Raw genomic sequence first — 14,203 nt, forward strand, 5'->3', positions numbered from 1 at the left:
TGAAATTAGAAAATTACCGCGCCTTAGAAGCTTTAAAATAATTATCTATGAAGGTTTCTTGTGACAGTGCGTGCGCAAGAGCCAAGTCAATATTTTTGGCGAAGGAGGTAATGTCTTTCCGTTGTTTCCATTGGGCAGCCGTTATCTGACTTTTGGCAGACTTCAGGTTCTCCACCGAACTCGTGAGTATCCGCTTTACCTCCGCTTCTCCTTTTTTAGAAAGCAGGCGGTTGTTTTTGTAATGAATAAATTCGTTAAGCAAATCAATGCCTTGGTTATAGGTGTTAGTGATGGCGTTGTAACGCTCTATTTCAACACCCTGCTTTAGGTGCTGGAGGTGCTCAGCCAAAAATGGATGTTCTGCGCCGTGGGCTTCCATGCGGCGGGCGGTGCTCTCTAAGCGGCGGTAGTCATCTTCTGCCTCGTACGCCTTTAAAGTGTCGGTGAACTGGAAGAAAGGCTTGCGAGGCGTAGCCGGGGAAATACCAGCATCAAATTCCTTGCTTTTAATGGGCGAAAGCGAGAACTGCCAGAGCGGGTCAAACGGGTAATGTGACTGAATCATGTCAGAAGGTGCTACCATGAAATGCTTTTCGGTAGGCTTTTTGACAAATTTATTGGCCTGTACAAAACCAGCTCCCCAAGTGGGGTCGAAGAGGTACCACTTGCCGTCTATCTGGGCAGCGCACCAAGCATGCCTGAGGTAATCTACCTGACCAAATTGTTTCGTGTAGCCACCTACAAAATAAGCTTTCACGCCGGCCCGGTTGCAAAGCTCCTGAAATACCTCGGCATAGCCCTGGCAAAGCGCCTTGCGGGTACGCAGGGTCTGGTCAATAAAATTCTGACCTTTTCTAAGGAGCATGTTGCCGTTCAGACTGGCTACATCATATGCCACATTATTGGCCAGCCACATATACGCCGCCCTGACCCGGTCTTGCGGCGTCTGGAAATGACGGTTTATATAAGCCGAAAGTTGTTCAATAGTTTGTGTCTCCTGCGCCGGAATTTGCAGCACCTTTTGGTCTACCTGGGCAAACGGCGAAGTAGCCTGGGCGGCAAGTTGTAGCGGAAGAACAGAAATGAGTAAAATATATATTAGAACTCGCATGTAAAGGCAAGAATAAATTCAGATGTATAACGATAAACAAGTAACTGGTAGTGAGTCAGCGGGCGTTTTAAGCTTATTTTTTGAAAATCAACCTAAAAACGTGCTGCTTCAGTATTGATTGAACAACAAGAAGATAGCTGAAGGTTCGGGCGGAAGAGGCGAATATGAAGGAACCTGCTAAATTTGCACCCATGATTCAATTTCCGAACGCAAAGATTAATCTGGGTCTTCAGTTGGTGGAGAAACGGCCAGACGGCTTCCATAACCTGGTATCTTGTTTTTACCCGGTAGGCTGGTCTGATGCCTTGGAAATTCTACCTGCTAACGACGAGCCTTCGTTTACCTTGTCTGGACTTCCTGTACCCGGGGAGCCAAAGCAAAACCTTTGTTGGAAAGCGTATGAATTGTTGCGGAAGGAATACCAGTTGCCACCCATTAAAATGCACCTGCACAAGGTCATACCTATGGGCGCGGGTTTGGGAGGCGGCTCCGCCGATGCCGCTTTCACGCTCAAGATTCTGAACAGCACCTTTGACCTAGGTTTATCAGACGAGATTCTTCAGAATTACGCCCGCCAGTTAGGCAGCGACTGTGCCTTCTTCGTTAAAAACGAACCGGTGCTGGCAGTAGAGAAAGGTGATGTGTTTGAAGAAATCAATCTGGACCTGAAAGGGTGGCACATTGTGCTAGTGTACCCCAACTTGGCTATTAGCACCGCTGAGGCTTACGCGGGGGTAGTGCCACGCACTCCTGAAAAAGATTTAAGATCGCTACTGAAGCAGGACCCGATAACCTGGAAAAATGAAGTGGTGAATGACTTTGAGCTGAGCCTCTTCCCCAAATACCCGGTGCTGGGAGAGTTAAAGGAACAGTTGTACCAAATGGGAGCGGTGTGCGCATCTATGTCTGGTTCCGGCTCTACCGTTTTCGGCCTGTTTTCCGGAAATCAGCCCGAAAACGTGAGTTTCCCAGCAGAATACTCAGTTTGGCAGGGCACTCTTTAGCTTGCGCTGCCGGCGGTTGATCAGCGCTTCCAGAATTGGGTGCAGGAATACACTGAATAGAATGATAGCCGCCCCGTAGTAAAAGCCCGCCGACATTCTTTCGCCTTCTTTGAAAATGAAGAAAGCCAGCAGAATTCCATATACAGGCTCTAAGTTCACCGTCAGGTTCATGGTGTAGGCGCTGAATTTCTGCATGAGGCGTACGGCAGCGGTGTAGGCATAGAACGTGCAGACAATGGTTAGAATTCCTATCCAAAGCACATCTGATGTGTTTACCCCTAACTGAAGCTCGCCATTTTCTGACAACCAAAGTTGATAAAAGGGCAGGAACAGCGTAGTAGCCAGCCAGGCACCGGCCATCTCATAGCAGGTAATGGTGGTGGCAGGCAGCCGTTTGGTGAGGCCACTGTTGATGATGGTAAAGCAAGAAGCCAAAAACGCAGAAGCCACGGCCATAAAAATACCCAGGGCATGGTCAAACTCAAATCGGAAGATAATGTAAAGCCCCACCATTATGAGAACGGCCAAGGCCACCTCATGAGGCTTAATTTTCTTGTTTGTGAAGATGGGTTCCAGAATAGAAGTCCAGAGGCTGGCGGTAGACAATCCCGCCAAGCAGATTGACACCGAAGATACCCGGGCAGAGGCGAAAAACAGAATCCAGTGCCCGGCAATCAGAAAGCCTACACTCGCAATTTTAATGATTTCTGCCCGCCCAATATTGAATGGCTGCTTCCGGTATTTGATCAAAACTGCCAGCGCAAGAGCTGTGAACAGGGTGCGGTAGAACACCAACTCCACCGCCGGAATTGAAATAAGCTTGCCTAAAATAGCGGTGAATCCCCACAGCAGAATAATGAAGTGAAGCTCAAAAAAGTCTTTAAAACGAGGTGCTTCCAAGTGAGAATGAGTAATGAACAATGAAGAAGGAGCAATTAAGTTTCTGTGTTGTTTTAGGCCTGTTTTTGTGAAATCAAGCCTAAAACAGGAGTAACTAATTGTTGATTTTCTGGCGCAAGCGGACGCTTGCGCCAGAAGAGATCAGTCAATGAACAATCAGCAATAGACAATCAGCAATCAACCATTACCGAGGTACCGTTTTGTACAGGAATATACCAATGCCGGAGAATACAATGAGCGGAATCCAGGCGGCAAACATGGGGTGAATACCGCCTACCGAGGCTAGGCTCCGGCTCATCATCACGAAGATAATAAACACGAAGGCCAGCACGAATCCGAGTGCTATCTGCAGGCCGACGCCTCCTCGTACCTTCCTGGAACTCAGAATCACGCCAATAATGGTAAGCACGGTAATGGCAAAAGGGTAACTCATGCGCTCGTACTTTTCAGTCATGTACATTTCCACATCCGTGGCGCCACGTAAGATTTTCTCATCTATGAGTGCGTTTAGCTCTGCATTGGTGAGGGTTTCTTTCAGGCGGTAGGTACTGGCAAAATCTTTGGGCAGCATGTTGAGCGTGGTGTCAACCGCTCCGCCATGTTGAATGGTCTCTTTATCGCCGTTAAAGGTGCGCAGGGTGTAGCTGTCCATGTGCCACTTTTGTTTGGTACTGTCCCAGCGAATGCTCTCAGAAGTCAATTTGCTCAGCAGCTCCTGTTTTCTGATTTTTTCCAGCGTAAACTTATAGCCCACATTGGCGTGGTTGTTATAGCTTTCCAGGTAAGCATAAGTTTCTGGCCCAATACGGAAATGCACATTTCGCCCCTCAAACGTGTAAGGGTTCTTTACATACTTAATCTCAAAAGCAACGCGTGTTTTGTTGGCAGTAGGAATAACATACGAAGCGAAAAAGAAGATAAGTATCCCGATGATGATAGACCCGATGATGTAAGGCACCAGCATCCGTTTAAAAGAGACACCACTGCTCAGAATAGCCACAATTTCCGTACGTGTGGCAAGCTTTGCCGTCACAAACACCGTAGCAATAAACACCGTGATAGGGCTCAGCATGTTGATGTAATGCGGAATCATGTTCATGTAATAATCGAACACAATGATCTTCACGGGGAGGTTGTGCTGAATGAAATCATCATTCTTCTCTACAAAGTCAATCACGCAGATTACCGCAATCAGAATGATCACCACAAACACGAACGTGGTCAGGAACTTCTGGAGAATATATTTATCTAAAAGCTTCACACTGTTTAATTATGAATTAAAAATTAGAAATTAGAAATGACTTCTGATTTCTAAGACAACTGAAAAAGGAGCATCCCCAATTTCTAATTCATAATTTCTAATTTCTAATTAAAGTCTGGTCATTAACTTTTTCACCATTTCGTCTTTCCAGGTGCGGAAGGTGCCGGCTAAGATTTGCTCTCTGGCCTGACCCACGAGCCACAGGAAGAACGTGAGGTTGTGCACGCTGGCAATCTGGGCACCCAGCATTTCGGTGGCGTGCATGAGGTGGCGCAGATAAGCCTTGCTGTAAAACGAGCTCACGTAGCCACCCAACTCAGCATCAATTGGCGAGAAATCTTCTTTCCAGCGCTCATTTCTGATGTTGATGATCCCTTGAGTAGTGAAAAGCATGCCGTTTCTGGCATTTCTGGTCGGCAATACGCAGTCAAACATGTCTACGCCCAAGGCAATGTTCTCTAGAATGTTGGCTGGCGTGCCCACACCCATGAGGTAACGCGGTTTGTCGGCGGGCAGTATGTCACATACCAGTTCCGTCATTTCGTACATCATCTCGGCGGGCTCGCCCACGCTTAAGCCACCAATGGCGTTGCCCGGTCTTCCTTTACTGGCAATGGTCTCGGCAGACTGTATGCGCAAGTCTTTGTAGGTGCTGCCCTGCACAATTGGGAAGAGGGTTTGCTCATAGCCGTAATGTCCTTCAGTAGCGTCAAAACGGTCAATGCAACGCTGCAGCCAACGGTGGGTACGCTCCATTGAATTCTTTGCGTACTTATAGTCGCAAGGGTAAGGGGTGCACTCGTCAAAAGCCATGATAATATCGGCCCCAATCACGCGCTGGGTGTCCATCACATTCTCAGGAGTGAACAGGTGCCTAGAGCCGTCAATATGGGAGCGGAATTTCACGCCCTCTTCCACAATCTTGCGGGTGCCGGAAAGGGAGAAAACCTGATAGCCGCCGCTATCGGTCAAGATAGGTTTGTCCCAGCCGTTAAATTTGTGCAATCCGCCAGCTTTACCCAGCACATCCAGTCCTGGTCTCAAGTATAAGTGATAGGTGTTACCTAAAATGATTTGGGCCTGAATGTCGTCGTGCAGCTCGCGCTGGTGCACGGCTTTTACGGTGCCGGCAGTGCCTACCGGCATAAAAATAGGGGTTTGTATGGTGCCATGCGCCGTGGTAAGAACGCCGGCGCGGGCTTTGGAAGCGGGATCTTTCGCTACTAAATCAAAAGTCATGTACAACAGGTAAAGTGCCGGAGAAATCTACCTTTTAGTTCTTGTGCGGCAGAAGGTTGGCATTTTTGCCAAAGCCACTCTTTCTCCAAACCACAAAGATACAGATTGCCCTGCGGATAACCGCCACGCATCAAAATTTGTGCTACATTTGGTTCAACATTCAAGTCTGTAAAAATGCAATAAATGAAAACGTATGTTAAAGTTGTAAGCTTATGGTTGGCACTGGTTTTTACTGGCTCATGTGGGGGGAAGGAAAACCTAGAGAGGGAGGCAAATCTAGCCTCTGAAACTTCCATTGCCGGTGAGGCAGCCATGGAAGGCGACGCTGGCTCCGCTTCAGGTAGTCTGACTTCAACTGAACCGGTCTCTGATGCCACTGCTGATAAGAAAGCGCAGAAAACTCAGATTGTGAATGCATCTGTGCCTTTAGAAAAGCTTTTTCATGCCTGGGTGAGTGATTTAAATGACCCGCATGCTACTTTTGATTTAACAAAAGATGGTCTGTTTGTGGTAGACTATGACGGCGACGGAAACATGCCTTACCTGTTGAAAGGAGATTCATTGATAGTTTACTATGATTACGGAACGGAGAGAAGCCGAATAAAAAAATTGACGAATGACAGCCTTGTACTTAGCATGAACGGGTATGAAGTAGCCTATGTGAGGTGGAGAAATTAATCCTACTTCAGGTTATCTTTACAGCCAAACTATTCCCTTCCTTTTAATCTTTTTTGCTTGTTTTCAGATTTACCCATTTTAGCTCAATATTTGCCATTAAGTCTGCTCGGGCTTATAGTGCTGATTCAGTTTTTTTATGAGTTTTATTATTTTCTGCCGCTCGCTTTCTATAAAGATCCAGCGCCAGCACGGGCAGAAGATCTGCCGCCGCTGTCTATTTTGGTGGCCGCCCATAATGAAGTAAAGAACCTGCAGGAACTGTTGCCAATGCTGGTACAGCAAGAGTATCCGGCGCCTTTTGAAATTATCATCATAGATGACCGCTCCTGGGACGGCACCCACGTGCTGGTGAAGGAGTACATGCTGGAGCACCCGCAGGTTAAGTTGGTGCGGGTAAAAGAAGAGGCGCGGTACATGAGCCATAAAAAAGTGGCGTTGTTTCTGGGCATAAAAGCGGCACAGAATGAGCACCTACTGTTCACAGACGCTGACTGCAGACCTGTTTCTGCCCAATGGGCGCAACGAATGGCCGCAGGATTTTCAGCAGGTGGGGATATCATTTTGGGCGTTTCTCCGTATATGCGTATATATGGATTCTTAAATCATTTAATCCGTTTTGAAACCTTCTTGACGGCAATGCAGTATCTGTCGTTTGCCAAGAAGGGGAGAGCGTACATGGGAGTGGGCCGAAACTTAGCCTACACCAAAACCACGTTCTTACGGAATAAAGGTTTTGCCAGCCATATCAGATCTGTAGGCGGTGATGATGACTTGTTTGTGCAGGAAGCCGCCAAACATTCTGCCGTTCAGATTGTCATTGAGAAAGACGCGCAAACAGAAAGTGCCCCCGAGACGCGGTGGCTCAGCTGGTGGAAACAAAAAAGAAGACATTTAGCCGCCGGAAGGCACTATAAGAAAAAAGCACAGTTCAGAATCGGACTTTTTGTCCTGTCTAACATACTGTTTTATGTAATATCAGGAGTTCTTTTGGGGGTTCAGTACCAATTGCACTGGGTTGGCGTTATTATTGGAGTGAGGTATGTGGCACTATATTGCACATATCTGCCAGTAGCCCGCCGGTTACATGACCCACTTAAATGGTGGCTGTTGCCTGTACTGGAACTGGGGTATTACCTCAATTATATAGGGATTGGAATCTCTGTTCTAACGACTAAAAAGGTAAGATGGAAGTAAACAAGCAATTCTCCGCGAAAGCGAAACACGATTTTAAACTGATTCAGTCGGCCGTGGAAGATGGGGATGAGAAGGCATATGCAGAGCTGATGCAGATATACAAAAAGCCGGTTTATCACGTGGTGCTCAAGATGGTGCGTAACGCCGATGACGCCGAAGACCTCACCATCGAAGCTTTTGCGAAAGCCTTCCGTAACCTGCACAAGTTCAACCCCGAGTATGCCTTCAGTACCTGGCTTTTCCGTATCGCCACGAACAACTGCATCGACTTCATCCGGAAGAACAAGATCAAAACGATGAGCATTGACTCCGCCATCAAGATTGACAACGGCGACGAGATCACCATCGACTTTAAAGACAACAACCTGAACCCGCAGGAGACGGCTATCAAAAACCAGAAAATCGAGATCATGCAGTACATCGTGAGCAAACTGCCTGATAAGTACCAGCGCCTCGTGACCCTCCGTTATTTTGATGAACTCTCCTATGAAGAAATAGCCACTGAATTGAGTGCCCCGCTAGGAACCGTAAAAGCCCAGCTTCACCGCGCCCGCGAGTTGCTCTATGACATGGTGAAAAATAAGAAACACTTGATTTAGATGTTAGACGTTGGATATTAGATTTTAGACACAAGACGTCAGACCTAAAACACCAGAAGCAGCCCGAGGGCTGCTTCTGGTGTTTTAGGTCTGTTTTTGCGACATTAAGCCGAAAACGCTGTTCAGGTGTTCTCCAGTTGCCAAGGCGATAGTGCATGCTCTAGCAGATTCCCCCCTTTGAAGGGGGCGAAGGGGGATGTATACAGGAGAGACACGTATTGCTGATCTGTAGGGGCGTATAGCATACGCCCTGCTTAGTTATTGATGATGTTCTATTGCAGGCGGAACACGTTGGCCACCGCAGCGGAAAGGTAAAGCCCTGTCCGTAAACAGAAATGGTTGGAACACCATGCCCGGCAGGTGTAAACATCCCCCCTTCGCCCCCTTCAAAGGGGAAGTCTGCTTATAATAGGCGTAAAAGGAGAAGCTTTAAATATAAAATCGTTTTCAGCCTAAATTTTAGAAAACAACGCAAAAACGCACCTCCTGCACTTACTTCAAAACTCAAGACTCAGAACTCGAGACTCAGGACTCTTTTAATTATCTTTGAGCCTATGAACGCGAACTCCGTCGATATTCTTCTCCAATATTTTCCAGATCTCACTCCTGAGCAACAGCAGCAGTTTTCGCAGCTGGTGGAGTTGTACGGGGAATGGAACTCCAAAATCAATGTCATCTCCCGCAAAGACATGGACAACCTGATGGTGAACCATATTCTGCACTCGCTGGGCATTGCCAAAGTGGTACAGTTCCCGGCGGGTACCAGCGTAATGGACGTGGGAACGGGCGGCGGATTGCCAGGGTTGCCATTAGCCATTCTGTTCCCCGAGGTGAAGTTTCATTTGGTAGATTCCATTGGCAAGAAGATTCACGTGGTGCAGGAGATTGCGCACGAGCTGAAATTACATAATGTGAAAGCCAGCCATACCCGCGCTGAGCAGGTGCATGAGAAGTATGACTATATAGTGAGTCGTGCGGTGGCCAGATTGGCTACTTTCTACCAGTGGATTCAGTTTAGCTTCAAGAAAGAGAGCGTGCCGGAGCAAGGGCTGTATTATCTGAAAGGCGGTGATTTAGAAGAAGAACTAGCCGAGGCAGGGCTGGTGCATGAGGTATTTGAACTGAACAGTTACTTCAACGAAGAGTTCTTTGAAACCAAGAAAGTGGTGTTCGTGCCCCAGCACCCAACGGCGTAAATCTATTTTTGGCCTGTTTTCTGGAAAACTGTCTTAAAACGCATTATCGCTGTCCCTTCTCCTTAGGGGAGAAGGTTAGGATGAGGGGAAACTACGGTTCAAGCTGTAAAAGCAGCTATTCAAGGTAAGTTTAACAGCCTGAATTAGGCAAGAGGTATTGCTTCATAGCAAATGGTTGTCCCCTAACCCTCTACTCGAGGGAGAGGGGATACCGCTTTTCTGTTTTCAGCCTAATTTCTGAAAAACAGACTGAAAAGAGCTAGGGCCATAAAAGAGAAGCCGCTCCAGTAGTGGGGCGGCTTCTGCTTTTATAGATACTGTTCAGTAAAAATTTGCGCTGATGGAGCAGAGTTAAAAGCCAATCTTCTTTCTGGAGCCTGCTGTTTCAAAAGCTTTGTCTTCATAATTGAAGATGTCAGCGAGCGACATGTCTGTGTCGGTAGTGGTGTGACCTAATGTTTGCAATAGCTTATTTGTTTTTTCTGATGAAAGAGGCTTGAACTCATAATTAGCAATCAAACGACCTTTCCGGAGCAAAGCTTTGTCAACTCTGTCAATATTGGTGTTGAAGGTGCAGATAATTTTAATGTTCAAATAGTCACTGAAAAGCCCGTCAGTTAATTGCAGAATGGTAGAGGCCACGGAGTTCTCATGAATGTTCTCTCTAGTGGTTATTACTTTTTCGGCATCTTCTATGACTAAAATAGAGTTCCTGTTCTTCAACAAGAACGAGATGAAGTCAGGGTTCAATAAATCCTTTACAAATTCATTTTGCACAAATATGAAATTGTGCTCATGGAAACGTGAAAGTAGGTGCTTAATATAGGAAGTCTTTCCGGTGCCAGGCGCTCCATGCAGCAGAATCAGGCCAGATCTTTCCTGTTCCAGGGAGTTTTCTATGATGCTGTTTATCTCCTGAAAGTCATCATTATAATGTTCTTCTATGTTTACCTGTAGAAACTCACTCTTGACATCCTCGGTGTCAAAATGCTTTGAATCATAAGTGAGAACTTTAAACGTAGGAGCCTTATTAGTGCCAAATTCAACACGCAAGGTTTTATTCAAAGAGATTACCTCTTGCTCCAAATTCAAATCTGTTGCATCATACAAGAATTCAACGTAGAGTTCATTGTTGTTCAGAGAAACCCAAATAAGTAAAGCCTTGGCTGTACTTTTCAATAGGTACTGGTAGGGATAATCTTTTGAAGAGTCTGAATCTTTGTCATCTTCTGTGCTCCAGTTCTTGAAAACCTCCACTAGCTTATTTTTTTCAAAGTCAAGGGAGGTAACTACCTGTTCCATTGATTCTTTACTTGCCTTGAGGGCTGTTTCAAAACTTAAACTAGAAGGTAACTTATCAAAACAGATGATAAAATATCGGGTCCGGCCGAAGTCATTGTAATCATCAAATGCATCTATCAAATGGGGCATTTCTCTTTTTTATTTAATCTTAAATACTGCAGTAGTTAAAATGTAAGCAACTCTAAAGGAATGATAGTTTATCCATGCTTCTTGAACGAATGCTGGGAGAAAAAAGAGGAGATGAGTTTCCCCTAAACACTAACAACCATATACTACTTCACCAACGTCACCTTCTCAATCTTATCGCCAATCTCCAGTTGATGCACCACATCCATGCCTTTTATTACATGGGCGAAGATGCTGTAGCGGCCGTCTAGGTGCGGGGTGGGGGAGTGGGTGATGAACCATTGCACGCTTTCGGTGTCTTTGCCGGCACTGGCCATGCCTAAGGTGCCTTCCAGGTAGTGCAGGTTCGGGAATTCTGAGCGGATAGCGTAGTCTGAGCTGCCCCAGCCGTCGCCACGCGGGTCGCCGCCCTGTACCACAAAGTTGGGCACCACACGGTGAAAATTCTTGCCATCATAGAAGCCTTTCTTCACCAACTCCACAAAATTGGCTACTGAGCCGGGGGCATCCTCTACGTACAATTGAAGGGTTATATCGCCTTTTGATGTACGGAGCAAAGCTTTCTGGTCTTTAGAGAGGCTGTTCACCGTTGCCCAATTGATAGGGTGCGAGAAGGGTGTTTTGGCTACCGGACTTTCTGGTTTTCCTTCTAAATAATCAATGGTTTTCTGCAGCTCAATGTGGGTTTCCACATCGCGGGGTAGGGTGAGTTTGTCGCGGGCTTGGGTCAGGAAAGATTTGTCTGGAAATGAGAATCTCATGCCTAGGTCCGGATTACGAATAGCTCCAGCCCCGATGCCCACTAAAGCCACGTCGCCAGACTCTACGGCTCGTTTAAAAATATTGCTGAATTCTGCGGCGTTGGCTTGATTAAAGTCTTTCCGGCCCCTGATAGAAGCCAAGGTTTCTAGTCCGGTGGTGCCGATAACCGGGTCTTTGGCAGTGAATACCTGCTCTTGAATGAACTTGAACTGGTTCTGGTCTTTGCTCAAAGCCGTAAGAAGAGCGGCTTTTTCATAAGGGTCTTTACTAGTAGTATATCGCTGCTGTATCTGTTGGGCAACCGCACTTTTTTGAGCAGAGGGGGCTGTTGCCAAAGCGGCTCCAAAAAGAGCAGCTCTCACACGCCACTTTGACTGCTTGTTAGCTTCCTCTAATAATCTACCCGATTCTGAAGCAGGAGCTTTGGCCGTTAAATATTCAGCGGCAGCCAGTGCCACGTGCGGGTGTTTGTCTGAAAGTGCAGCAAAGGCAGCGTCTTTCACCTGGGCATACGCTAAATTGTGCAGCGGACGTACGGCATTTACCCGCACCCGGTAATCAGTATCGTTGCGCAGTACCTGGGTTATGACAGGGGCAACTCCGCTGGTATCAGTCATTTTACCTAAGGCCAGCACTGCGGCCATGCGTACGTGGGCACTAGGGTCTTGCCGCACCACAGTGAACAATGGCTGTTTCAGGGCACTAACATCTAAGTTAGGCGTACGACCTAAAAAATGAGCGGCCCCTAGTCGGGTGGCTTCATCTTTGGCACTCAATAAATTGCTGGCTTTCTTTAAAGCGGCACCATAATTCAGTTTCCGTTGGCCAGCCCGGTATAACGCCCACGCTTGTCCTCGTTGAAGTTCAGAGTCACCAGATGAAATCATAGATAACATGTCCAGACCTCGTTGAGTAGCTACTTTTCCCCAGACTTCCAGTATTTCAGCCCGAACTGCAGGATTGGTGATAGAGCCGTACGCTGCTATCAAAGCTTGTTCTGCCGACGATTTTCCTATTTGACCAAGCGCATAGGCAGCGGCTTTCTGTACTTCGGCCTCTGGGTCTTGCAGTAACGGAGTCAAGGCAGAAACAGCGGCAGTGTCCTGCACTGAGGCAAATGCTAAGGCAGCTTCACGACGGTACATAGCCTCAGGGCGCTGCAGAAAAGGCAGTAGGCCTTCAGTTTTGCGCTCGTCTTGCAAGGTGTAGATGTTGCGGATGGTGGCGTCTGAGAATTTGTTGCCAGTACCGGAGCTGCTTTTCTGACCAGGTTGGCTACAGGCAGCCGCTATCAAGAGTAGCGCAGCGGCACTGCGGAATCTTTTTTTCATAGAGTTGGAATTCAAAAACGGAAGATACGAATTTTGTTTTTCGTTATCCGTTAATCGTTGTTCGTTATGCAATGTCACAAGTTTTGAAGCACTTATTGTGAGGGGGCGAATGTGCGGATCTTTGTGTTGCGTTCATTACTGATTAGCGGGTGCAGGAGTTGCGTTTTTAGCTTGTTTTCCTGAAAACAGGTCAAAAGGACATCTGTCTTTGTAGGCTTGGGCAAACTTTCAGACCTTTGCGGCTTCTGTTTTATATAAGAATGTCCTCAGCTACTCCCCAGGTCTATACGCTGCAATTCTGGTTGCTTTGCCTTAGCTCCTTCTTGTTCTTTGCCAGCTTTAACATGCTCATTCCCGAGCTGCCCAGTTACCTGACGCGCCTGGGTGGCGAAGAATACAAAGGCTTAATCATTGGTTTGTTTGCCATTACCGCCTGCATCTCCAGACCCTTCAGCGGAAAGCTCGCCGATACCTGGGGCCGAATGCCCGTTATGTATTTTGGTGTGTTGGTGTGCGTGGTATGCGGACTGCTGTACCCCGTGTTTACTACAGTCTTCGGATTTTTGCTTTTGCGCCTGCTGCACGGTTTTTCCACGGGTTTCACACCCACAGGCAACTCTGCCTACATAGCCGATGTGGTGCCGTTGTCACGCAGGGGCGAGGCTATTGGAATCTTTGGTTTGGCGGGAAGTTTGGGCATGGCCGCCGGCCCGGCGTTAGGGGGTGAGTTAGGTAAGTTTATGTCCATACAGTACCTGTTCGTAGGATCGGCAGGGCTGGCGTTGCTGTCGGTGCTGGTGTTGTCGGGTATGAGGGAGACCTTGCCTCGTCCGCAGCGTTTCAGTTTACGGCTGCTAAGGGTGCGCCGCCATGAGATTTTCGAGCCCAATGTACTGCCTCCCTTCATTGTCATGCTGCTCAATATCTTTTGTTTTGGCGCGGTACTTACTCTTGCTCCTGATTTCAGTGAGCACCTGCAGATGGGCAACAAAGGACTCTTTTTTACTTTCTTCACGGTTTCCTCGCTAGGTATCCGGTTTTTAGCCGGTCGCGCCTCTGATAAATATGGTAGGGTACGGGTGTTAAAGGTTTCTTCAGTGATATTAGTGATTTCTATGGTCACGCTGGCTACGGCTACAACTAAGTTTCAATTCTTAGTTGCGGCCATTTTGTTTGGCGTGGGTTCGGGCATGAACTCACCTACGTTGTACGCCTGGTGCATTGACCTGAGCCACCCCCAGAACCGGGGACGTGCCATGGCCACTATTTATATTGCATTGGAAACCGGTATTGGCATGGGCGCTTTTGTATCGGGATGGTTGTACGGTAATGATGCTTCTACGCTTCCTTATCCGTTTTGGGCCGCAGCCGGGCTTTGTGCATTGGCATTTCTTTATCTGGTTTTTGGGAATCACAGCAAGTATAGGTCTCTGGAGAAGGCTGGGTAGGTGCTGTTTTAAGGCTGCTTTCTGAAAAATAGGCCGAAAACAGTTTTAGGAA

At 47.3% G+C, this 14,203-nt stretch carries 12 protein-coding genes; 6 read left to right on the forward strand and 6 right to left on the reverse strand.

Features of this window, described 5'->3' with window-relative positions:
- Positions 1 to 13: 13 nt before the first annotated feature.
- Positions 14 to 1,111: a transglutaminase domain-containing protein gene (locus tag A8O23_RS01800; RefSeq protein ID WP_066615756.1), complete on the reverse strand. Its 1,098-nt coding sequence runs from the start codon at positions 1,109 to 1,111 to the stop codon at positions 14 to 16.
- Positions 1,112 to 1,302: 191 nt separating this feature from the next.
- On the opposite strand from A8O23_RS01800, the gene ispE reads away from it, so the two are divergent.
- Positions 1,303 to 2,115 (forward strand): 4-(cytidine 5'-diphospho)-2-C-methyl-D-erythritol kinase, encoded by an 813-nt coding sequence (ispE, locus tag A8O23_RS01805; RefSeq protein WP_066615758.1) that lies wholly within the window; start codon positions 1,303 to 1,305, stop codon positions 2,113 to 2,115.
- On the opposite strand, the gene A8O23_RS01810 is transcribed toward ispE, so the two are convergent.
- The 3 genes from A8O23_RS01810 to tgt all read right to left on the reverse strand — a co-directional run bounded on the left by A8O23_RS01810 (position 2,092) and on the right by tgt (position 5,515).
- Positions 2,092 to 3,015 (reverse strand): DMT family transporter, encoded by a 924-nt coding sequence (locus tag A8O23_RS01810; protein ID WP_066615760.1) that lies wholly within the window; start codon positions 3,013 to 3,015, stop codon positions 2,092 to 2,094. The genes ispE and A8O23_RS01810 overlap by 24 nt on opposite strands.
- Positions 3,016 to 3,199: 184 nt before the next feature.
- Entirely contained in the window at positions 3,200 to 4,276 is a 1,077-nt protein-coding gene (locus tag A8O23_RS01815; protein WP_066615762.1) for an LptF/LptG family permease, read from the reverse strand.
- A 108-nt stretch (positions 4,277 to 4,384) separates the two neighbouring features.
- Positions 4,385 to 5,515 (reverse strand): tRNA guanosine(34) transglycosylase Tgt, encoded by a 1,131-nt coding sequence (gene tgt, locus A8O23_RS01820; RefSeq protein WP_066615764.1) that lies wholly within the window; start codon positions 5,513 to 5,515, stop codon positions 4,385 to 4,387.
- Positions 5,516 to 5,698: 183 nt separating this feature from the next.
- Here tgt and A8O23_RS01825 point away from each other — a divergent pair, with 183 nt between their 5' ends.
- The 4 genes from A8O23_RS01825 (at position 5,699) to rsmG (ending at position 9,182) form a co-directional block, all read left to right on the forward strand.
- Positions 5,699 to 6,193 (forward strand): hypothetical protein, encoded by a 495-nt coding sequence (locus A8O23_RS01825; protein ID WP_066615765.1) that lies wholly within the window; start codon positions 5,699 to 5,701, stop codon positions 6,191 to 6,193.
- 90 nt (positions 6,194 to 6,283) lie between these two features.
- Positions 6,284 to 7,387 carry a glycosyltransferase gene (locus tag A8O23_RS01830; protein ID WP_066615912.1) on the forward strand — a complete coding sequence of 368 codons (1,104 nt, stop codon included), beginning with the start codon at positions 6,284 to 6,286 and terminating at the stop codon, positions 7,385 to 7,387.
- On the forward strand, positions 7,378 to 7,986 hold the full coding sequence (locus A8O23_RS01835) for an RNA polymerase sigma factor (RefSeq protein ID WP_066615766.1): 609 nt from the start codon (positions 7,378 to 7,380) through the stop codon (positions 7,984 to 7,986). The genes A8O23_RS01830 and A8O23_RS01835 overlap by 10 nt, the downstream gene beginning before the upstream one ends.
- Positions 7,987 to 8,540: 554 nt before the next feature.
- Complete coding sequence (rsmG, locus tag A8O23_RS01840; protein WP_066615768.1) at positions 8,541 to 9,182, forward strand: 16S rRNA (guanine(527)-N(7))-methyltransferase RsmG; 642 nt, start codon at positions 8,541 to 8,543, stop codon at positions 9,180 to 9,182.
- Positions 9,183 to 9,533: 351 nt separating this feature from the next.
- On the opposite strand, the gene A8O23_RS01845 is transcribed toward rsmG, so the two are convergent.
- Positions 9,534 to 10,613: an AAA family ATPase gene (locus tag A8O23_RS01845; RefSeq protein WP_066615770.1), complete on the reverse strand. Its 1,080-nt coding sequence runs from the start codon at positions 10,611 to 10,613 to the stop codon at positions 9,534 to 9,536.
- Between the two features lie 143 nt (positions 10,614 to 10,756).
- Positions 10,757 to 12,703 (reverse strand): peptidylprolyl isomerase, encoded by a 1,947-nt coding sequence (locus tag A8O23_RS21315; RefSeq protein WP_082882841.1) that lies wholly within the window; start codon positions 12,701 to 12,703, stop codon positions 10,757 to 10,759.
- Between the two features lie 260 nt (positions 12,704 to 12,963).
- On the opposite strand from A8O23_RS21315, the gene A8O23_RS01855 reads away from it, so the two are divergent.
- Positions 12,964 to 14,151, forward strand: a complete 1,188-nt coding sequence (locus A8O23_RS01855) for an MFS transporter (RefSeq protein WP_066615772.1) — start codon at positions 12,964 to 12,966, stop codon at positions 14,149 to 14,151.
- Positions 14,152 to 14,203 lie beyond the last annotated feature (52 nt).

This window comes from Rufibacter roseus (genome assembly GCF_001647285.1).
Lineage (GTDB): Bacteria > Bacteroidota > Bacteroidia > Cytophagales > Hymenobacteraceae > Nibribacter > Nibribacter roseus.

Excerpts from the sequence above, each read along its gene's own strand:
- A8O23_RS01800 (WP_066615756.1), bottom strand. The coding sequence starts at position 1,111 with ATGCGAGTTCTAATATATATTTTACTCATTTCTGTTCTTCCGCTACAA.
- ispE (WP_066615758.1), top strand. The coding sequence starts at position 1,303 with ATGATTCAATTTCCGAACGCAAAGATTAATCTGGGTCTTCAGTTGGTG.
- tgt (WP_066615764.1), bottom strand. The coding sequence starts at position 5,515 with ATGACTTTTGATTTAGTAGCGAAAGATCCCGCTTCCAAAGCCCGCGCC.
- A8O23_RS01825 (WP_066615765.1), top strand. The coding sequence starts at position 5,699 with ATGAAAACGTATGTTAAAGTTGTAAGCTTATGGTTGGCACTGGTTTTT.
- A8O23_RS01835 (WP_066615766.1), top strand. The coding sequence starts at position 7,378 with ATGGAAGTAAACAAGCAATTCTCCGCGAAAGCGAAACACGATTTTAAA.
- rsmG (WP_066615768.1), top strand. The coding sequence starts at position 8,541 with ATGAACGCGAACTCCGTCGATATTCTTCTCCAATATTTTCCAGATCTC.
- A8O23_RS01845 (WP_066615770.1), bottom strand. The coding sequence starts at position 10,613 with ATGCCCCATTTGATAGATGCATTTGATGATTACAATGACTTCGGCCGG.
- A8O23_RS21315 (WP_082882841.1), bottom strand. The coding sequence starts at position 12,703 with ATGAAAAAAAGATTCCGCAGTGCCGCTGCGCTACTCTTGATAGCGGCT.
- A8O23_RS01855 (WP_066615772.1), top strand. The coding sequence starts at position 12,964 with ATGTCCTCAGCTACTCCCCAGGTCTATACGCTGCAATTCTGGTTGCTT.